General features: G+C 53.9%; 20 protein-coding genes. 8 read left to right on the forward strand and 12 right to left on the reverse strand.

What is annotated here, in order from left to right:
- Positions 1-12: 12 nt before the first annotated feature.
- The 6 genes from BFV63_RS00685 to rfaD are packed head-to-tail and all read right to left on the reverse strand — an operon-like array spanning position 13 to position 6,198.
- On the reverse strand, positions 13-1,224 hold the full coding sequence (locus tag BFV63_RS00685) for an O-antigen ligase family protein (RefSeq protein ID WP_048241568.1): 1,212 nt from the start codon (positions 1,222-1,224) through the stop codon (positions 13-15).
- Complete coding sequence (locus BFV63_RS00690) at positions 1,212-2,111, reverse strand: glycosyltransferase family 2 protein (protein WP_022650152.1); 900 nt, start codon at positions 2,109-2,111, stop codon at positions 1,212-1,214. Before BFV63_RS00690 ends, BFV63_RS00685 begins: the two co-directional genes overlap by 13 nt.
- A 5-nt stretch (positions 2,112-2,116) precedes the next feature.
- Positions 2,117-3,226: a glycosyltransferase family 9 protein gene (locus BFV63_RS00695; RefSeq protein WP_022650153.1), complete on the reverse strand. Its 1,110-nt coding sequence runs from the start codon at positions 3,224-3,226 to the stop codon at positions 2,117-2,119.
- 3 nt (positions 3,227-3,229) lie between these two features.
- Entirely contained in the window at positions 3,230-4,213 is a 984-nt protein-coding gene (gene rfaC / locus BFV63_RS00700) for a lipopolysaccharide heptosyltransferase RfaC (RefSeq protein WP_022646632.1), read from the reverse strand.
- Between the two features lie 3 nt (positions 4,214-4,216).
- Complete coding sequence (gene rfaF / locus BFV63_RS00705) at positions 4,217-5,263, reverse strand: ADP-heptose--LPS heptosyltransferase RfaF (RefSeq protein WP_003860863.1); 1,047 nt, start codon at positions 5,261-5,263, stop codon at positions 4,217-4,219.
- 2 nt (positions 5,264-5,265) lie between these two features.
- Positions 5,266-6,198 carry an ADP-glyceromanno-heptose 6-epimerase gene (rfaD, locus tag BFV63_RS00710; protein WP_003860858.1) on the reverse strand — a complete coding sequence of 311 codons (933 nt, stop codon included), beginning with the start codon at positions 6,196-6,198 and terminating at the stop codon, positions 5,266-5,268.
- Positions 6,199-6,411: 213 nt separating this feature from the next.
- Between rfaD and kbl the strand changes: the two genes are divergently transcribed.
- Positions 6,412-7,608, forward strand: a complete 1,197-nt coding sequence (kbl, locus tag BFV63_RS00715) for a glycine C-acetyltransferase (protein ID WP_045346016.1) — start codon at positions 6,412-6,414, stop codon at positions 7,606-7,608.
- Positions 7,609-7,617: 9 nt separating this feature from the next.
- Positions 7,618-8,646: an L-threonine 3-dehydrogenase gene (tdh, locus tag BFV63_RS00720; RefSeq protein WP_017383610.1), complete on the forward strand. Its 1,029-nt coding sequence runs from the start codon at positions 7,618-7,620 to the stop codon at positions 8,644-8,646.
- 27 nt (positions 8,647-8,673) lie between these two features.
- Here the strand turns inward: tdh and BFV63_RS00725 are convergent, their stop codons facing one another.
- Positions 8,674-9,588: a hypothetical protein gene (locus BFV63_RS00725; RefSeq protein WP_045350347.1), complete on the reverse strand. Its 915-nt coding sequence runs from the start codon at positions 9,586-9,588 to the stop codon at positions 8,674-8,676.
- 15 nt (positions 9,589-9,603) lie between these two features.
- Positions 9,604-10,809, reverse strand: coding sequence for a glycosyltransferase (locus BFV63_RS00730; protein ID WP_045350346.1), 1,206 nt, complete (start codon positions 10,807-10,809; stop codon positions 9,604-9,606).
- A gap of 205 nt (positions 10,810-11,014) precedes the next feature.
- Between BFV63_RS00730 and BFV63_RS00735 the strand changes: the two genes are divergently transcribed.
- Positions 11,015-11,815 (forward strand): glycosyltransferase family 2 protein, encoded by an 801-nt coding sequence (locus tag BFV63_RS00735; RefSeq protein WP_023323978.1) that lies wholly within the window; start codon positions 11,015-11,017, stop codon positions 11,813-11,815.
- A gap of 11 nt (positions 11,816-11,826) precedes the next feature.
- On the opposite strand, the gene BFV63_RS00740 is transcribed toward BFV63_RS00735, so the two are convergent.
- The 3 genes from BFV63_RS00740 to gpmM are packed head-to-tail and all read right to left on the reverse strand — an operon-like array spanning position 11,827 to position 15,600.
- The gene (locus BFV63_RS00740; protein WP_032634365.1) at positions 11,827-12,759 is read right to left on the reverse strand and encodes a divergent polysaccharide deacetylase family protein; all 933 of its coding nucleotides are present in this window, start codon (positions 12,757-12,759) and stop codon (positions 11,827-11,829) included.
- A 3-nt stretch (positions 12,760-12,762) separates the two neighbouring features.
- Complete coding sequence (gene envC / locus BFV63_RS00745) at positions 12,763-14,022, reverse strand: murein hydrolase activator EnvC (RefSeq protein ID WP_026094345.1); 1,260 nt, start codon at positions 14,020-14,022, stop codon at positions 12,763-12,765.
- A gap of 33 nt (positions 14,023-14,055) precedes the next feature.
- Positions 14,056-15,600 carry a 2,3-bisphosphoglycerate-independent phosphoglycerate mutase gene (gene gpmM / locus BFV63_RS00750; RefSeq protein WP_048241566.1) on the reverse strand — a complete coding sequence of 515 codons (1,545 nt, stop codon included), beginning with the start codon at positions 15,598-15,600 and terminating at the stop codon, positions 14,056-14,058.
- Positions 15,601-15,848: 248 nt separating this feature from the next.
- On the opposite strand from gpmM, the gene BFV63_RS00755 reads away from it, so the two are divergent.
- The 5 genes from BFV63_RS00755 to cysE all read left to right on the forward strand — a co-directional run bounded on the left by BFV63_RS00755 (position 15,849) and on the right by cysE (position 18,958).
- Entirely contained in the window at positions 15,849-16,280 is a 432-nt protein-coding gene (locus BFV63_RS00755) for a rhodanese-like domain-containing protein (RefSeq protein WP_003860840.1), read from the forward strand.
- A gap of 11 nt (positions 16,281-16,291) precedes the next feature.
- On the forward strand, positions 16,292-16,543 hold the full coding sequence (gene grxC / locus BFV63_RS00760) for a glutaredoxin 3 (protein WP_003860837.1): 252 nt from the start codon (positions 16,292-16,294) through the stop codon (positions 16,541-16,543).
- A 31-nt stretch (positions 16,544-16,574) separates the two neighbouring features.
- Positions 16,575-17,042 carry a protein-export chaperone SecB gene (gene secB, locus BFV63_RS00765; RefSeq protein WP_003860835.1) on the forward strand — a complete coding sequence of 156 codons (468 nt, stop codon included), beginning with the start codon at positions 16,575-16,577 and terminating at the stop codon, positions 17,040-17,042.
- Positions 17,042-18,061, forward strand: a complete 1,020-nt coding sequence (gene gpsA / locus BFV63_RS00770) for an NAD(P)H-dependent glycerol-3-phosphate dehydrogenase (RefSeq protein WP_006812398.1) — start codon at positions 17,042-17,044, stop codon at positions 18,059-18,061. Before secB ends, gpsA begins: the two co-directional genes overlap by 1 nt.
- A 75-nt stretch (positions 18,062-18,136) precedes the next feature.
- Positions 18,137-18,958, forward strand: a complete 822-nt coding sequence (gene cysE / locus BFV63_RS00775) for a serine O-acetyltransferase (RefSeq protein ID WP_022646641.1) — start codon at positions 18,137-18,139, stop codon at positions 18,956-18,958.
- Positions 18,959-19,012: 54 nt separating this feature from the next.
- Here cysE and ppiC read toward each other — a convergent pair whose 3' ends face one another.
- Positions 19,013-19,294 (reverse strand): peptidylprolyl isomerase PpiC, encoded by a 282-nt coding sequence (gene ppiC, locus BFV63_RS00780; protein ID WP_006812396.1) that lies wholly within the window; start codon positions 19,292-19,294, stop codon positions 19,013-19,015.
- Position 19,295: the final 1 nt, after the last annotated feature.

Raw genomic sequence — 19,295 nt, forward strand, 5'->3', positions numbered from 1 at the left:
CGGGCATATTTGTTATTGCTGCTTTGTTTGTGAGAAAGGTGTACTTAACGCAAACAAAATCATAAAGAAGATTAAGGCTTCTGAACTGAGCAGTATGACATCCGTCAGTCCATACAAAAGCAAAAGAAGCATTGACGTTAGCAGCAGCGCGTTTCTGTTTCGTAGGGCATACGCAATCATCGAAACGAAGAAAAAGAGTATTACCGCTACGCCGGGGATCCCCTGCAAAGAGTATTTCTCAATAAATTCATTATGCAGATGGACTTTGATGTATTCGAGTGCACTGCCAAGGTGTGGATGTCCGTCTTTAATATACTGCCGCGTCCACGCTTCACGCTGTTCCAGCGATTGCCCTAACGGATGCGCAAGACCATTCTCGATCCCGACAGTCCACATCGAAAAACGTGCGCCCAATGACGTGCGGTCAAAACCTTGTTGATAACGTTCAACCTCATGTTGGGTTTGTTTTATTTTCGGCGAAATCAATGGCTTGTAGCTCACGATTACAACGCCTGCAACAATGCATAGAAAGATGAGGGCTGATTTAAGATGAATCTTTCTGAAATGATAAAGCGTGAGCACAATTGCCAGAAGCAGATATAAACCCATCGCAGCACGGGTCCCCGTCAACAGTATGACGAAGTAAGAGATTAATATAGTGAAGCCCGCAACAACATACAGCTTCACGTTCTGTTGAAGGTAAAGACTGTATACGAAAGCCAGTGACAGGACAGAATAAACATAGGCTGAAACGGTGGCACGGTTAATTGCCATCTCAACGCGAGTCATACCTTGTGAGGCCTGCCACAAGCCATACCCTGTGGCGAGCACAAATCCTAAGGCCGTTGCGAAGAAGAAAAATTTCCTGAAGGTGTCCTTATCGATATAAAACTTAAAGCGGTCAATATAGAAAATCAGGACACTCGCTAAAATTAATTTTTTGCTGGCACCGAGATAGTCGCTGTAAAGGTTGAGTCCCTCGTTATGATACTCATAGAGTAAATACCAGCCGAGGTTAAGTAATCCAATCAGCAGAATGGGCAGCGCTATAGTAAAAGGTCTCAGAGTGATTTTTTTATATTCGAAAGCCAGGCCAATAATACTGACGTAAATAGCAATATAGAAAAACTCTCTTTGCTTCCCTGAACTGACTAAAGCCAGTATCAAAGAGATGAGGCTCAAAGCGATCGTCAGTTGATAGAGCCGTGGTTTTATTTTTTCCATAATGCCTCAATAACCCTTTTTTTATAGCTAAAACGAACATCGGTGGAGAGGAAAAAAGACAATGTATACATGGCCTTTACGCGTTGTTTCACGAGCTGCAATTGTTGGTCTGTAAGACAGGACCGATGGTTGCTGTAAATATCAAACCAGTGGCAATTGACGAGATGCTTGTAGCTTGACGGAAATGTTCTTTCCATCTGTAACGTGCATTCGACAAGCGTTGAAATTTTGCTGGCGTCCAGAGTGCTCGACAAACTGTCGCGACGCTTGATGTAATAATAATGCCCCTGGCGTTGATAGACTATTTTGTTCGATTGCATCAGCATTCCAGGGAAGACAGCGAAATCCTCATAACATAACATCGGAGGAATAGGGTTACTCTCGTACAGGCTACGATGAATAAACTGGCCAATGAGATGTGCCTGAAAGTCTTTATGGCGTAAGAAACGAGCGACTGCTTCATTTCGTGGCAATGGCACAGGATTAAATCCCTGCCAGTCTGAAGTCATTTTCCGGGGATCGCGAATCTCAAGCAAACGTGTCAGTAACATATCCGGACGTTGCGCTTTCAGGAAGGCTATTGCGTCCCCGAGGCTGCCCGGCTTTAAGCAATCGTCACTGTCGAGCATCGTAATATACTCTCCCGATGCCAGCGCGACAGCGCTGTTTCGTACCCGGCCTACGTTACGAAAGTTCACGGTGCGCGTGATGATCTGAGGAAATTTCGGCGACCACTCTTCAATTATTGCCTGCGTGGCATCCTCAGAACTGTCATTGAAAATAATGACTTCAGTGTCCTGACCGATTGCTGCCAGCAGGCTTGAAAGCGTGGCGTGCAGCGTAGCTTCAGCGTTATGCGCAGCAATAATGACGCTTAAAAAAGCCATAAAAATTAGTTTCCTTGAGCGTCGGTAGCGCTAGCCAGTGAGCGGGCTTTGGGTAATGTACGGACAAACTGCTGAAGATCGTGTAACGCGGAGTCAGTGACAGAGAATAGCGCTTCCCGTTCTTGCGGGAAGTAATAGCGCGTTTCAAACACATAAGAACAAATGTTGTCGTCATTCCCGATCAGCATCACATTGCCAAGCGGACGCTGTTCGTAATGACAACACGGTCCAAACAGCAGGACCACCGGCACGCCGACGGCGTCTGCGATATAGACATTCCCCGAGTCAGACGCGATATAGCAGTCCATCTTTGAAATGGCCCAGGGAAGCTCTTCTAGCGAAATTTTGCCAATAAGATTAATAAAATTAGGGATTTCACCGTAAAGGCGGGTGATATCATCCATCCACGACTGTTCGTTTGGCGCGCCGAAGACATAAAACTCGCAGGGTAAATCAGCGAGTTGATCAACAATCCGCTTCCAGATAACCGGAGGGACGGTTTTGGCTTTATTGCCTGCCGCAATACTGATGCCGATGCGGATAACGTCAGGTTTATCAAGAATAGCCGGCCAGGTCGTCGGCTTGAAGAGCGGCTTTGTGGCGTGCTTGGGAGAGTCTTGCCATGTGAGCGAGCGGTCGGCCAGTTTCAGGTAGTTCGTCACCGAAAGCGTTTTTTTGCCATGCTCAACGGTACCGTCGGCCGCGAGATAGAAAATCCCGTGATACCACCTGCGCGTGTAAATGCTTAAAAATTGTTTGTTTTTGGCATTGCAGACGGCGGCAAAAAAGAGGTTCACGCTGTTGGGCTGTAGCAGGTAGACGTTGTCGTAGCGGTTCATGATCCTGCACGCGAAGCACAGTTTACGCCACAGGTTGCGCTTATGCTGCTCAATAAAATAGATCTGCTCGATAGTCTCATCATGCTTCGCCAGCGCGCCAACGCTGCGACTGATCAACACATCGCTTTTTTGCAGCCAGGCCAGAAGAGGCGTCGCATTAATAAAGTCACCGATTTTGGCTGTTTGAATGACAAGGTTCTTGCCCGTGTCCTTTCGAAACAGCTTCCGGATGAGTTTCACCGGAAAGAGTAAAATCAGCAGAAATACATAACTCATGGGTTAAATATCCCTGTTGGAAAGCCGATGGCTGCCCTGTAAAAATGAAAAAATAGCATCTGCGCTAATATCCTTCGTTTGTTGCGTAGGGCTGACCATCTGATGCTGGTTTTTACCGTAACCCCCGATCAACCCCGGATCGGTCGGGCCGAAAATCGTGATATTAGGTCGATCCAGTGCGGCGGTTAAATGGCTTAACCCTGTATCCACAGAAACGACGGCGTTTGCGCCCGCCAGCTGTGCGGCAACTTGCGCCAGCGTGAGTTTGGGTAACACCTCGACATGGGAAAAACCGGCTGCCAGACGCTCCGCACGCTGACGCTCATGTTCAGCGCCCCACGGGAGTTTAATATGGATACCGCAAGGTTGCATTAGTTCAATCAGCCTTCGCCAGTGCGTTTCCGGCCAGTGCTTATCGTCGCGCGTTGTGGCATGCAGGAACACCAGATACGGCTCGGCATGCTCCTCCGTCTCGCGCAAAAAATGCTGTGCAATAGCGTAGTCACCCTGGGCTTCAGGTTTTGCATAGCCCAGGCTTTTCGCGAACAGCTCGCGGGTGCGCTCCACGGCGTGCTGTTGTTTCGCAATATGGTGTCGACGGTTATAGAACAGGCTCGCCAGCGGTTCGCGGGCGGTTTGCCAGTCCATGCCGTGCTTTACGCCGTGCGCCAGACGCGTGACCAGCGCGGCGCTTTTCACCAGCCCCTGGGCGTCGACGATCGCGTCGTAACGCCGGGCCTGCACCGCTTCGCGGAAGGCTTTGCGTTCGGCTTTAATCGGTGCGGAGAACCACGCTTTGCGCCAGCGGCGAATGGCCACCGGGATCACGCGATCAACCGCTTCATGCCAGGTGGGGATCTGCGCGAAGCCTTCTTCCACCACCCAGTCAAAACGGATGCCGGGAATGGCCCGCATGGCGTCCGTCAGCGACGGCAGCGTATGCAGAACATCACCCATTGAGGAGGTTTTAACGATCAATACCCGCATCCGTTATCCTTCTTCGCTCAACAGCAATGCGTTGAGTTCTTCAAGGACGCGCTGCGGCGTGATGTCGATCAGGCTCTGATGATAGCCTTCTGCGGCATCGCCTTTACGCACCTTGTGGTAGCCGGTGATTAAACGGATCACGCGCGCCTTGTGCGACAGCGGCGGCGTGAAGTCCGGGCTGCTTGGGCCATACAGCGCAACCAGGGGACGATCCAGCGCGGCGGCGACGTGCATTAAACCGGAGTCGTTCGTCACCACGGCTTTACAGGCGGCAATCAAAATAACCGCCTGCTCGAGCTGCGTTTCCCCGGCCAGGTTTCGGCACCAGGCCTGTTGCTCGGTACTGAGCGTGGCGAGAATTTCATTGCCCGCCTCATGATCTTTCGCCGAGCCAAACAGCACAATCTGATAGCCTTCATCGATAAGCTGTTTCGCCAGCTCTGCATAGTGATAGTGCGGCCAGCGTTTTGCCGGACCAAACTCCGCGCCAGGGCAGAACCCAATCATCGGGCGTTCGGACGAAATGCCAAATGCGTTACAGGTGTGGGATTTCTCCCCATCGCTTACCTGGAGCTGCGGCCACAGCAGCGGCTGCGGCAGATCTTTCGCGCTGCGCATCACGCCTTTGTCGTAGGCCAGCGCCACGTAGCGCTCGACCATCAGCGGCCAGGCCTCTTTATCCAGCACACGAGCATCGTTCAGCAGGCCGTAGCGCATTTCACCGCGCCAGCCGGTACGATGCGGGATGCCCGCAAAGAAGGGCACAAGGGCAGATTTGAAGGAGTTAGGTAGCACGTAGGCGCGGTCATAGCGTTTCTCGCGCAGGCTGTGGCCGAGTTTGCGGCGTTCACCGATTTCCAGCGCCCCGTGGCCGAGCGGCATCGGGATCGCCTCGTTCACTTCCGGCATACGCGATAACAGCGGACGGCACCATGCGGGTGCCATCACGTCGATTATCGCCTGGGGATAACGCGCCTTGAGCGTGCGATAGAGACTTTGCGACATCATCATGTCGCCCACCCATGACGGGCCGATCACCAGAATTTTCATACTTATGCGTCGCGGTTCAGCCAGGCCATATATTCCGTTACGCCTTCGGCAACGGTCTTGAACGGCTTGTCGTAGCCTGCGGCGCGCAGGTTAGTCAGATCCGCCTGAGTGAATGCCTGGTAGCGGCCTTTCAGCTTATCCGGGAATGGAATGTACTCGATGCTGCCTTTCTTATGGTACGCCAGCGTCGCGTCTGCCACCGCCTGGAAGGATTCCGCGCGGCCGGTGCCCAGGTTGAAAATGCCGGACACGCCATTTTCCAGGAACCACAGGTTCACTGCCGCCACGTCGCCCACGTAGACGAAGTCACGCTTGAAGCCGTCGCTGCCTTCGAACAGTTTCGGGCTTTCGCCGTTATTTAACTGGGTGTTCAGGTGGAACGCCACGCTCGCCATGCTGCCTTTGTGGCCTTCGCGCGGCCCGTAGACGTTGAAGTAGCGGAAGCCGACAATTTGCGAGTTCGCTTCAGGCAGGATCTGACGCACGTACTCATCAAACAGGAATTTGGAGTAACCGTAGACGTTCAGCGGCTGCTCATATTCGCGGGATTCGATGAAATCTGAAGTGCGACCACCGTAGGTTGCCGCGGAAGAGGCGTACAGGAACGGAATTTCACGCTCCAGGCAGTAGTGCAGGAGCTCTTTGGAGTACTGATAGTTGTTATCCATCATGTACTTGCCGTCCCACTCGGTGGTGGAGGAGCATGCACCTTCGTGGAAGATGGCTTCGATCTCGCCGAACTCTTCACCCGCCATAATCTGGATAAGGAAGTCTTCTTTATCCATGTAGTCAGCGATGTTCAGATCCACCAGGTTCACGAACTTGGTGCCGTCTTTCAGGTTGTCCACCACCAGAATGTCGGTGATGCCTTTGTCATTGAGGGCCTTAACAATATTGCTGCCGATAAAGCCCGCGCCGCCAGTAACGATGATCATAACTGTAACCTTTGAAGTATGAGTCGGGGAATATCCCGAACGCTAATCTCTTTATCATATCATCACAATGCTCAGGCTTCAGCCATTCACCGATATGCAGCAGGGGTACGCGTGATTTATGCTGCAAAAACGAGAAGAGATACTGCGTCATCTCGTCATGAACTATTGGTTTGGGTAATATGTGCCAAAATTTGCCGAGTCTGGAGAATTGCAATGCGTGGTGATTTTTACAAACAGTTAAACAGCGACCTCGAGACCGCACGTGCGGAAGGGTTGTTCAAAGAAGAGCGTATTATCACGTCTGCCCAGCAGGCGGACATCACCGTTGCCGACGGCAGCCATGTGATCAACTTTTGCGCGAACAACTACTTAGGTCTTGCGAATCACCCTGAGCTGATTGCCGCGGCGAAAAGCGGCATGGACACCCACGGTTTCGGTATGGCCTCCGTTCGCTTTATCTGCGGTACCCAGGACAGCCACAAGCAGCTTGAGCAAAAGCTGGCGAACTTCCTCGGAATGGAAGACGCGATTCTGTACTCATCCTGCTTCGACGCCAACGGCGGTCTGTTTGAAACCCTGCTCGGCGCAGAAGATGCGATTATCTCCGACGCCCTGAACCACGCCTCCATCATCGACGGTGTTCGCCTGTGTAAAGCGAAGCGTTTCCGCTACGCCAACAACGACATGGTTGAGCTGGAAGCCCGCCTGAAAGAGGCACGCGAAGCGGGTGCCCGCCACGTGCTGATCGCCACCGACGGCGTGTTCTCCATGGATGGCGTGATCGCCAACCTGAAGGGCGTGTGCGATCTGGCGGATAAATACGACGCGCTGGTGATGGTGGATGACTCTCACGCGGTTGGCTTTGTCGGCGAAAACGGCCGCGGCTCCCACGAATACTGTGACGTAATGGGCCGCGTGGACATCATCACCGGTACGCTGGGCAAAGCGCTCGGCGGCGCGTCTGGCGGTTATACCGCTGCGCGTAAAGAGGTGGTTGAGTGGCTGCGTCAGCGCTCCCGCCCGTACCTGTTCTCCAACTCCCTGGCGCCGGCGATTGTGGCTGCCTCTATTAAAGTGCTGGAGATGGTGGAATCAGGAGCTGAACTGCGCGAGCGTCTGTGGGCTAACGCCCGCCTGTTCCGTGAAAAAATGAGCGCAGCAGGGTTCACCCTGGCCGGTGCTGACCACGCGATCATTCCGGTGATGCTGGGTGACGCGGTTGTCGCACAGCAATTTGCTCGTGAGCTTCAGAAAGAAGGGATTTACGTGACCGGGTTCTTCTTCCCGGTGGTACCAAAAGGTCAGGCGCGTATCCGCACCCAGATGTCTGCGGCGCACTCGCCTGAACAAATTGAACGTGCGGTGGAAGCCTTTACCCGCATCGGCAAACAGCTGGGCGTAATTGCCTGAGGACGTGTGATGAAAGCGTTATCCAAACTGAAAGCGGAAGAAGGGATTTGGATGACCGACGTACCGGAGCCGGAAGTCGGTCATAACGATCTGCTGATCAAAATTCGTAAAACCGCCATTTGCGGTACTGACGTTCACATCTACAACTGGGACCAGTGGTCGCAAAAAACTATTCCCGTGCCAATGGTAGTCGGCCACGAATATGTCGGCGAAGTAGTCGGCATCGGCCAGGAAGTGAAAGGCTTCAACATTGGCGACCGCGTCTCCGGTGAAGGCCACATTACCTGTGGTCACTGCCGCAACTGTCGCGGTGGGCGTACCCACCTGTGCCGCAACACCGTCGGCGTGGGCGTGAACCGTCCGGGCTGCTTCGCGGAATACCTGGTGATCCCGGCGTTTAACGCGTTCAAAATCCCGGACAATATCTCTGACGATCTGGCCTCCATCTTCGACCCGTTCGGCAACGCGGTACATACGGCGCTCTCCTTCGACCTGGTGGGGGAAGACGTGCTGGTCTCCGGCGCAGGCCCCATCGGTATTATGGCGGCAGCCGTGGCGAAGCATGTGGGTGCGCGCAACGTGGTGATCACCGACGTGAACGAATACCGCCTGTCGCTGGCGCGCAAAATGGGCGTCACCCGCGCGGTGGATGTCTCGAAAGAGAGCCTGACCGACGTGATGGAAGAGCTGGGCATGACCGAAGGCTTTGACGTGGGTCTGGAGATGTCCGGCGCGCCACCCGCGTTCCGCACCATGCTCGACACCATGAACCACGGTGGTCGTATCGCGATGCTGGGTATTCCGCCGTCAGATATGTCCATCGACTGGAACAAAGTCATCTTCAAGGGGCTATTCATTAAGGGCATCTATGGCCGCGAGATGTTTGAGACCTGGTACAAGATGGCCGCGCTGATCCAGTCTGGTCTGGATCTGTCCCCGATTATCACTCACCGTTTCTCCATCGATGAGTTCCAGCAGGGCTTTGACGCGATGCGTTCCGGCCAGTCAGGGAAAGTGATCCTGAGCTGGGATAAATAATGAAAAAGGGGCCAGCGGCCCCTTATTTTACTGATTCTTTTTCTCTTCGTCCGTCAGGTAACGCACCTTGCGGGTGTAGTCCTGACCTTTGAACAGCAGTTTGTTATCCGGCGATTCCAGATACTTCTGCCACTCGGAAAGCGGGAAACCACCGTGCGCGCCAATCACCTCTTTCGGCACAACGGCTTCCTGACCGCCGATCTTCTTGGAGACCGGCCAGTTCATCCAGTCGCCCAGGTTAACCGTTTTTACATCCAGCATGTCCAGCAGCGCAGCGAGCGGCAGCTGATCGGTCGGCGGCTGCGTATCGTCCATCAGCTCCCAGGTATCCTGGAACAGCGTCAGCCACAGCGGGCAGATACGGCGCCAGGTCTTTTTGGTGGCCGCAAGAAACGCGCCGTTAACGTGATCGACCAGATACGGGCGCACCGTTTCTTTGTAATATGCCGGCACTTTCTCCGCTGGCGCACCGTCCAGCTTGGCAATCATTTTGCCCTGACGGAAGCTGGAGTAGATGTGCATATCCGCCATGTTGATCTCTGGCATTTTAAGCAGGTTGAGATCGGAGTCGATCATCAGCACCCCTTCACCGCGCGCCTGCAACGGAGCATTAAGCTTCACCAGACGACTGAGGTAGATTTGCTTATAGCGGTAGTCTTCTTCACGTTTTGGAAGCGTGAGGGTCACAACGCGGGTTTTTAGCGGCAGCTCGCCGAAAGCGGATTCAGGCTGATCGCTGACGATAACAATCTCGCTGACGTCGGTGGCGTAACGCTCTGCAAAGGTCGCTGATAATAACGCCTCTTCGACGAAATCCGCGCCCGTACACGGGATCACAATGGAATCAACCGCAACGAGATCGCGCGTGACCGGAAGGGAAGCGTAAGGAATGTTATGACGCCCGGTAATGTGGCGGTAGCGAGCATTCAGGAATTTAAACATGTTCTTCTCGTTTGGTTATTGCGCGCCAAGAACGGCCTCGACACCGTTAACATAGCTTTCAATGGCATACATGTTGCAGACATTCTGGTGTGCGGCAGCGGCGAGCCGGGCGCGCAGAGCAGGATCCTGCCAGATATTATCCAGATGTTGAGCAAGTTGCGACACGTCGCTCCAGGGAAACAGCAGGCCGGTCGACTCATGATCGATCAATTCTGCCGTGCCGGTCACCTTTGAACCAATCACGGGAATATTCAGCAGCATTGCCTCCAGCACGACGCGCGGCAGGCCTTCGCTCTTCGAGGCCAGAATAAATGCGTCAAAGGTGGCGAGATAGTCAAAAGGCGTGTTCTGGAAACCGGTAAAAATGACGTGCTCAGCAATACCCAGCGCGTCAGCCTGTGCCGCCAGTGCGCCGCGCTCCGCCCCTTCACCGACCAGCACCATCTTCCATTTTGCCTGCGGGTGCCTCTGGCTGAACTGTGCCAGCGCCTCCAGCGTATGGTGGTTGGCTTTGCGAGGGATTAGCGAGCCAATGCTGCCGAACACAAACGTGTCGTCATCAATGTTCAGGCGCTGGCGCATCGCGCGTCGGTCAGGCAAAGGCTGGTGGATGTCGATAGCATTGTTGACCGTGGTACACAGCGCTGGCCGGACGCCATGCTGAAGCAACACGCGTTCAACGCCGTGCGAGACGGCGATGATTTTTGTGGCATGGGCATTGACCAACTTCACCAGCGGCGGGGTCAGCACCGGTTCAATCCGGCAGTGCTGGATTATCCGCGCATGCAGGTTTGCGCCCGCCAGATACCCTTCTTCGTTAGAGCCTGGCTGGTTGTTCATATACAGCGTATCGAATCCACCTTCCCTGAAAATGGTCTCGATCTTGCTGACGTTGGGGCGAATGCGCCACAGGGTATCGATATGTCGCGTAAATGCTTTGCGCGCCGAACGCGAGAAAAACAGCAGACCACGTCCCGCTTCTTTCAGGAGTTTTGCCCATGCCGGTTGCTTACGTTGAGGGATAACGAGTAGAGGTATCCCAATGCTATTGAGCACCTGGCCTATCGTTTCACCTTCAGCACGACTATAATCACTGTAAAAACAACAAGTAATGTCGAATTTTTCGCGGTTGATTCGCTTCAGAAGCTCAAGCATACTGTTGGTACCTCCCCCCCATTCTTTGCCCGTGTCCAGGAGGAGGATTTTACGTTTTTGCGGCATGTCTGAATCCGTATGCTACCCTTCATCTGACCGCATTATAAAGAATTTGTTGAAATAAAATAGATTTTTTGTATTTCTTTGTCTTTTTATAAGAAAACGTTTTAAACGCGCTTATTTTAAAAGTGTGATTTAAGACTTTAATCGCCTCTTCTCAATTAGATACTATTAGCGAAAGTATTTATGTTGTTATTGAGAGAGTGAGAAAATGTTTAAAATAACGGTCTGCTTATTAACGTTTAACTCCGAAAGAACGTTGCACGATGTTATTCCTCCTCTTTTAAAAATAGCGGATGAATTCGTTGTAGTTGATTCCGGAAGTACAGACGCAACGATATATATTTGCCAGAGTTATGGATTGTCGGCCATATTCAAAAAATATAGCTGGCACGGCGAGCAGATGAACCATGCCGTATCCCATGCGCACAACGACTGGGTGCTGTGCATGGACAGCGACGAAATACTCGATCAAGAAACCGTTGATGCTATTTTAAAATTAAAAATGGGCGATGAACCCGAACCGGATATGGCGTGGCGGATATGTCGTCACTGGTTTGTTCTGGGAGAAAATGTCCGAACGATTTATCCCGTCTCATCACCGGATTATCCGGTGCGTCTTTTTAACCGTACGCAGTCGCGATTTAATAACCGGCCAGTAGACGATCAGGTCGAAGGTTTTCTCCATTCTGAACGTATTCCTGGCTATGTCAGACATGATACATTTTATTCACTGCATGAACTTTTCAATAAATTAAACGGATATACCACTCGCCTGGTTCAATATCAGACGATACGTCCCTCTCTTGGTCGCGGAGCGATCAGCGCTATCGGCGCATTTTTCAAATGGTATCTGTTTAGTGGTGCCTGGCGTCAGGGCAAAGTGGGTGTGGTGACAGGGTTTTATGCCACGGCGTACAGTTTTTTGAAGTATTTCAAGGCCTGGTATCAGAATCGGGAAAAGAAAGAGTCCGTTGCAAAAGAGCAATCGGACTCTTATCTGGCAGAATAGGCGTTAGCCGATCAGGCTTTTTTTCCCCAACCCTGCCACTGTTGCTGGACGTATTTAACCAGCGTACTGCTGCTGATGCTTTCGCCAATCACCGTGAAGAAGCGGGTTGCATAGACCGGTTCAGGCGGCTGTTTCAGCGTGCAGTTCTTCACGCCGCGGAATGGATTACGTGGCCGCGTTGCGGGTGGTTGCGCGCTACCCGGACGAGAAGTATCCACCTGAGGTTCATTGAGCAGATCGCTCGGACGCACCAGCGTGATATCGGCGGGTAAGCCCGGCAACATTTGCTGCAAAACGCGAACGGTAGATGGATGCGGATGCCCAATGGCAATCGCCGAACCGTTACGGCGCGCCAGCTGTACCGCGCGGTTGAACTGGACGCGGATATCCGCTTCGTTCTGGGAGTCATCCAGGAATACTTTGCGCTTGATGACTTTCACGCCCGTTCCCTGAGCGGCACGCATCGCCTGGCTGTTGCCGATGGTCATGCTGTCGAGGAAATAGAGGTTGTAACGCTCCAGCGCCTGCATCACTTTCAGCATACCGTACAGGCTGGAGGTCATCGCGCTGCCCATATGGTTATTCAGACCCACGGCATACGGCACTTTATTGTACGCATCGCGGATGATGCGATCGATCTCGTCGCTGCTCATGTCCGGGCGCAGGGTATCTTTTTCCAGCGGCTGCTTGCTGAGGGGGGCCATCGGCAGATGGATAAGGACCTGATGGCCGCCATTGTGAGCTTTGGTCGCCATTTCATGCGCGTGAGGCGCATTAGGCAGGACGGCGACAGAGATGGCTGACGGCATCGCCAGCACCTGATTTTCATAGTGTGGTCGATAACCGAAGTCATCAATCACAATCGCGAGTTTGCCTGCATAAACCGGTGCAGCCAGCGCCAGTGCGCTGACTACGGAAAAAACAATTCGACGAAATTGAAGCAAAACCTATCTTCCCAACCACGGCTGTGGATTGACCGCCTGACCCTGACGACGAATTTCGAAATAGAGTGACGGGCGGCCCTGACCGCCACTGCTGCCCACAAGGGCAATGGGTTGACCCGCGCGCACCTGAGTGCCAACGCTGACCAGCGCACTCTGGTTGTAGCCGTAAAGACTCATGTCGCCTTTACCGTGTTCAACCACCACCACGAGCCCATAACCCTGTAGCCAGTCGGCCAGGATCACGCGGCCATCGGCGATGGCTTTCACTTCGCTACCTTCAGACGCACCGATAACGATCCCCTTCCAACGTAGCTCACCCTGCAACTGTTCGCCATAGCGATGCAGGATCGTACCGCGAACGGGCCAGTAAGCCTGACCACGCGGGGAGCCGAGGCCGCCGGTACGGGACATCAGGGAACGTTCATTTTCAGTCGGTTTGTAGGTGGTGCCTTTGCGGGAGGCTTCCTGCTGCTTGTTACGCACCGCCTGCGCTTCGCGCGCTTCTTTTTCGGCGCGCGCTTTGGCCGCGGCTTCTGCCCGGGCAATGCTGTTACGCAGTCTGGATTCGTTGGCGCGCATTTCGCTCAGCTGGCTTTGTCCTGCCTGGATAGAGGACTCCAGCCCGGCGAGCGTCTTCTTACGCTCATTGCGCGCCTGCTCAAGCTTCTCCTGCTGCGCCTGCTGATCGTAGAGCAGCGTTTGCTGCTGGCTCTGCTTCTCTTCCAGCTCGGCTTTTTGCGTGGTGACTTCTTCGCGCGTCTGTTTCAGCTGCGCAATGGTCTCCTGACGCGCCTGGTTAAGATAGCCGAAATAGGCCTGTAAACGCTGACCTCGCTGGCTCTCTTCACCGCTGAGGATCAGCTGAAGGCCTGTGTGTTCACCCTGACGGAAAGCAGCATCAAGTTGTGCAGCAAGGTTCCGCTCCTGGGCATCGCGCTGACGCTCCAGTTTCGCAATCGACGCGTTCATTTCATCGATTTGCTTATTGAGCTGGGCAAGGGTGTTTTGTGTTTCACGCAGCTTACGCGCGGCGGCGGAAATGGCCTCTTCCTGCTTTTTAAGCTGGGCGAGCAGGGTGGCGCGCTGCTGTTGCTGCTGACGTACCGCACGCTCTTTGGCGGCGATATCGGCCTGAATGGATTTAAGCTGATCGCGGTCATCCGCATGGGCGGATGCGGCGCACAGCAATACGCCAGCGCTGAGTGCGCTGGCGCAAAGCAGAGGTCTGACTGATAACCGAAGCGGCTTCACGACCCATGTGATTGAAAAAATCGCCTTTCCCCTCATGGGGAGCGATTATTCCACGATGAACAGCGGCTTGCCAGTCATCTCTTCAGGGATTTCCATACCCATCAGCGACAACATGGTTGGCGCGATGTCGGAAAGCTTGCCGCCTTCCACTGCTTTCACTGATTTATCACCCACATAAATCAGTGGAACAGGCAGGTTGGTATGGGCGGTATGTGCCTGACCGGTTGCCGGGTCACGCATCTGTTCTGCGTTACCGTGGTCAGCGGTAATCAGCAGTTGGCCGCCTACGGATTCAACCGCTTTCGCAACCTGCTCAACGCAGTGGTCCAGCGCTTCAACCGCTTTAACGGCTGCTTCCATCACGCCGGTGTGGCCCACCATATCGCCATTCGGATAGTTACAGATGATGGTATCGTATTTACCGCTTTGGATCGCGGCCACCAGTTTTTCGGTCAGCTCCGCAGAGCTCATTTCTGGCTGGAGATCGTAAGTGGCGACTTTCGGTGAGTTAATCAGGATGCGGTCTTCGCCTTTAAACGGCTCTTCTACGCCGCCGTTAAAGAAGAATGTCACGTGCGCATACTTCTCAGTTTCGGAGATGCGCAGCTGCGTTTTGTCATTTTTCGCCATCCACTCGCCGAAGGTGTTTGCCAGCGAGGCGGGTGGATACGCGCATGGGGCTTTGATATCCGCTGCATATTCGGTCAACTGGATGAAATCAATCTTCGCCACTTTCTTACGGGCGAAACCGTCGAAATCGCTGTTGACGAAGGCGCGGGTGATTTCGCGCGCGCGATCGGCACGGAAGTTCATGAAGATCAGCGCATCGCCATCTTCCATGGCGGCATCGGCCTGGCCTTCAGCGCGGATCACGGTTGCCTTCACAAATTCGTCGTTTTCATCACGCGCGTAAGCCGCTTCCAGGCCTTCAACGGCGGTCGGGAACTGGAACTCGCCTTTTGCCAGGGTCAGCAGATCATAGGCTTGCTCAACGCGGTCCCAGCGGTTGTCGCGGTCCATGGCATAGTAACGACCAATGATGGACGCCACGCGGCCTTTGCCCAGTGCGGCAAATTTGTCTTCAAACGTTTCAAGAGAACCTTTTGCGCTGCGTGGCGGCGTATCGCGACCATCCAGGAAGGCGTGCAGATAGATTTTTTCCGCACCGCGCTCAGCGGCCAGTTCTACCATCGCCATGATGTGATCTTCGTGGCTGTGAACACCGCCCGCAGAGAGCAGACCCATAATGTGAACGGCCTTGCCTGCGGCAACGGCTTTATCAACCGCTCCGGTGAGCGTTGGGTTGGCAAAGAATGTACGTTCTTTGATTTCAACGTCCAGGCGCGTCAGGTCCTGATAAACGATACGGCCCGCACCCAGGTTAACGTGACCCACTTCTGAGTTGCCCATCTGACGATCCGGCAGACCCACTTCCAGGCCAGACGCATCAATCAGGGTGTGGGGACGTTTTGCCCATAGCGCATCCATAACCGGGGTTTTGGCGTTGAAAATGGCGTTATCCTGTTGATCTTCACGGTAGCCATAGCCATCCAGAATCACCAGTACCATAGGTTTTTTAGAAACCGACATTGCGACAACCTCATGCTCAAGAGACAAAAATTTTGCGTAATTTTACTACAGCTGAATCGATAAAATAGCCGCAGAAGATCAAAGAAAGCGCGGGGGCAAGGCTGTTCTCAGGCCATTTTGAGGCTTTTTTTACGTGGCATGCCGCAGAAAATAGATTAGCTTTATGTCGCTGGCTGTATTTGCCACAGCGCACAGGTATACTCCTGTCCTGGTTTTTTTAATCACTTAGTCGGGAGTTGTTACCCCCCATGCAAGAAATTATGCAATTCGTTAGCCGCCACCCGGTTCTGAGCATCGCGTGGATTGGCCTGCTGGTCGCTGTACTGTTCACCACATTTAAGGGACTGACGTCTAAAATTAAGGTGATCACCCGCGGTGAAGCGACACGTCTGATCAACAAAGAGGACGCCGTGGTTGTCGATCTGCGTCAGCGCGACGATTTCCGCAAGGGCCATATTGCAGGTGCTATCAACCTGCTGCCAGCGGAAATTAAAGCGAACAACATTGGTGAGCTGGAGAAGCATAAAGCCCAGCCGATTATTGTTGTTGACGGCACTGGCATGCAGGCGCAGGAATCTGCCAACGCACTGCATAAAGCAGGCTTTGAAAACGTAACGGTGCTGAAAGAAGGCATCTCCGGCTGGAGCGGGGAGAATCTTCCTTTAGTGCGCGGTAAATAAGGAGTTAAGTGATGGCCAATATTGAGATCTACACCAAAGCAACGTGCCCGTTCTGCCACCGAGCGAAAGCGCTGCTGTCCAGCAAAGGCGTAACGTTCAAGGAACTGCCGATCGATGGTGACGCGATTAAACGCGAAGAGATGATCCAACGCAGTGGTCGCACAACGGTTCCACAGATTTTTATTGATGCGCAGCACATTGGCGGCTGTGATGACTTGTATGCGCTCGACGCCCGTGGTGGACTCGATCCGCTGCTGAGCTAGAGACTTTAGGACAATTAAAAAGGGTTTTTCCATGTCAGAACAAAATAACACCGAGATGACTTTCCAGATCCAGCGCATCTACACCAAGGATGTCTCTTTCGAAGCGCCAAATGCGCCGCACGTTTTCCAGAAAGACTGGCAGCCAGAGGTTAAACTTGATCTGGATACCGCATCCACCCAGCTGGCGGATGATGTGTATGAAGTCGTACTGCGTGTCACCGTGACCGCCTCTCTGGGCGAAGAAACTGCGTTCCTGTGCGAAGTTCAGCAGGGCGGTATCTTCTCCATCGGCGGCATCGAAGGTAACCAGATGGCGCATTGCCTGGGTGCATACTGCCCGAACATCCTGTTCCCGTATGCGCGTGAATGCATCACCAGCCTGGTTTCTCGCGGTACATTCCCGCAACTGAACCTCGCGCCAGTAAACTTTGATGCGCTGTTCATGAACTATCTACAGCAGCAGGCTGGCGAAGGTGCCGAACAACATCAGGATGCCTGATGAGCACTGTTAATGCGTCAATGACTGTGATCGGTGCCGGCTCTTACGGCACCGCTCTTGCCATCACGCTGGCAAGAAATGGTCACGACGTGGTCCTGTGGGGCCACGATCCAAAACATATCGCGACGTTGCAACACGACCGCTGCAACGTGGCGTTTCTCCCGGACGTTCCGTTCCCTGACTCTCTCTATCTGGAAAGCGACCTCGCGACCGCGCTGGCGGCCAGCCGCAATATTCTGATTGTGGTGCCAAGCCACGTGTTTGGCGAAGTCCTGCGTCAGATTAAGCCGCTGATGCGTGCGGATGCGCGTATTGTGTGGGCGACGAAGGGGCTGGAAGCGGAAACCGGACGTCTGTTGCAGGACGTTGCCCGCGAAGCGCTGGGAACAGCGATCCCGCTGGCGGTGATCTCGGGGCCGACCTTTGCCAAAGAGCTGGCTGCGGGCTTGCCGACGGCGATCTCGCTGGCGTCCACCGACCAGGCATTTTCAGACGATCTTCAGCAACTGCTGCACTGCGGCAAAAGCTTCCGCGTGTACAGCAACCCCGATTTTATCGGCGTGCAGCTGGGCGGCGCGGTGAAGAACGTCATTGCCATCGGGGCCGGGATGTCTGACGGCATCGGTTTCGGCGCGAATGCGCGTACGGCGTTGATCACCCGTGGTCTGACCGAAATGTCCCGCCTGGGCGAAGCGCTGGGTGCCGATCCGGCCACTTTTATGGGAATGGCTGGGCTGGGCGACCTGGTGCTGACCTGCACCGATAACCAGTCGCGTAACCGCCGCTTTGGCATGATGCTCGGACAGGGCAGCGATGTAAAAAGCGCGCAGGAGAAGATTGGTCAGGTGGTTGAAGGCTATCGCAATACCAAAGAAGTTCGCGAATTGGCGCACCGTTTCGGTGTCGAAATGCCAATAACCGAGGAAATTTATCAGGTATTGTATTGCGGAAAAAATGCGCGCGAGGCAGCATTGACCTTATTAGGTCGTGCGCGCAAGGACGAGCGCAGCAGCAATTAGCCGGGAAGTATCGTCACCTGAATGACCCAGCCAGCGCAGAACTGGCTGGTCATTAACTATCGTCTGGAGCAAGCAATGCCGTGTGAAGAACTGGATATCGTCTGGAATAATATTAAAGCCGAAGCCCGAGCTTTGGCCGACTGTGAGCCCATGCTGGCCAGTTTCTATCACGCGACGCTACTTAAGCACGAAAATCTCGGCAGCGCCCTGAGCTATATGCTCGCCAATAAACTGGCTTCCCCTATCATGCCTGCTATTGCCATTCGCGAGGTGGTTGAAGAGGCCTACGCCGCAGATCCGGAGATGATTGCTTCTGCCGCCTGCGACATTCAGGCCGTGCGTACGCGTGACCCGGCGGTGGATAAATACTCCACGCCGCTACTGTATCTCAAAGGATTCCACGCCTTACAGGCGTACCGCATCGGCCACTGGTTATGGAATGAGGGACGCCGCGCGCTGGCCATCTTTCTTCAAAACCAGGTTTCCGTGACCTTCCAGGTCGATATTCATCCGGCGGCGAAAATTGGCCGTGGGATCATGCTCGACCACGCCACCGGCATTGTTGTCGGTGAAACGGCGGTGATCGAAGATGACGTGTCGATCCTGCAATCCGTTACGCTGGGCGGTACCGGTAAAACCAGCGGCGATCGCCATCCGAAAATTCGTGAAGGGGTGATGATTGGCGCGGGTGCTAAAATCCTCGGCAATATTGAAGTCGGACGCGGCGCGAAGATTGGCGCGGGGTCGGTTGTGCTCCAGCCTGTACCGCCGCACACCACCGCCGCTGGCGTCCCGGCGCGCATCGTCGGTAAGCCAGACAGCGATAAGCCGTCGATGGATATGGATCAGCACTTCAACGGTATTCACCACACCTTCGAATACGGCGACGGCATCTGAACGCCGGAACAGCCAAATAAAAAAGCCCGGTGAGTCAATGCACCGGGCTTTTGATTAGTTGCGGTATAACACTTTGATAATGTGATAGCCGAACTGCGTATGCAGTGGGCCGGTTGGCTCCAGCACCGGGCAGGAGAAAACCACTTTATCAAACGCCGGGACCATCTGGCCCTGGCGGAACTCGCCTAAGTCACCACCGCGTTTGCCTGACGGGCAAATCGAGTGTTTCTTCGCCAGTTTGCCGAAGTCGGCGCCGTTTTTAATCTGTTCGAGCAGATCCTGTGCCAGTTTCTCTTCTTTAACAAGGATATGCAGTGCTGCTGCTGTTTTTGCCATG

This window comes from Enterobacter hormaechei subsp. xiangfangensis (assembly GCF_001729785.1).
In the GTDB taxonomy this organism is placed as follows: domain Bacteria; phylum Pseudomonadota; class Gammaproteobacteria; order Enterobacterales; family Enterobacteriaceae; genus Enterobacter; species Enterobacter hormaechei_C.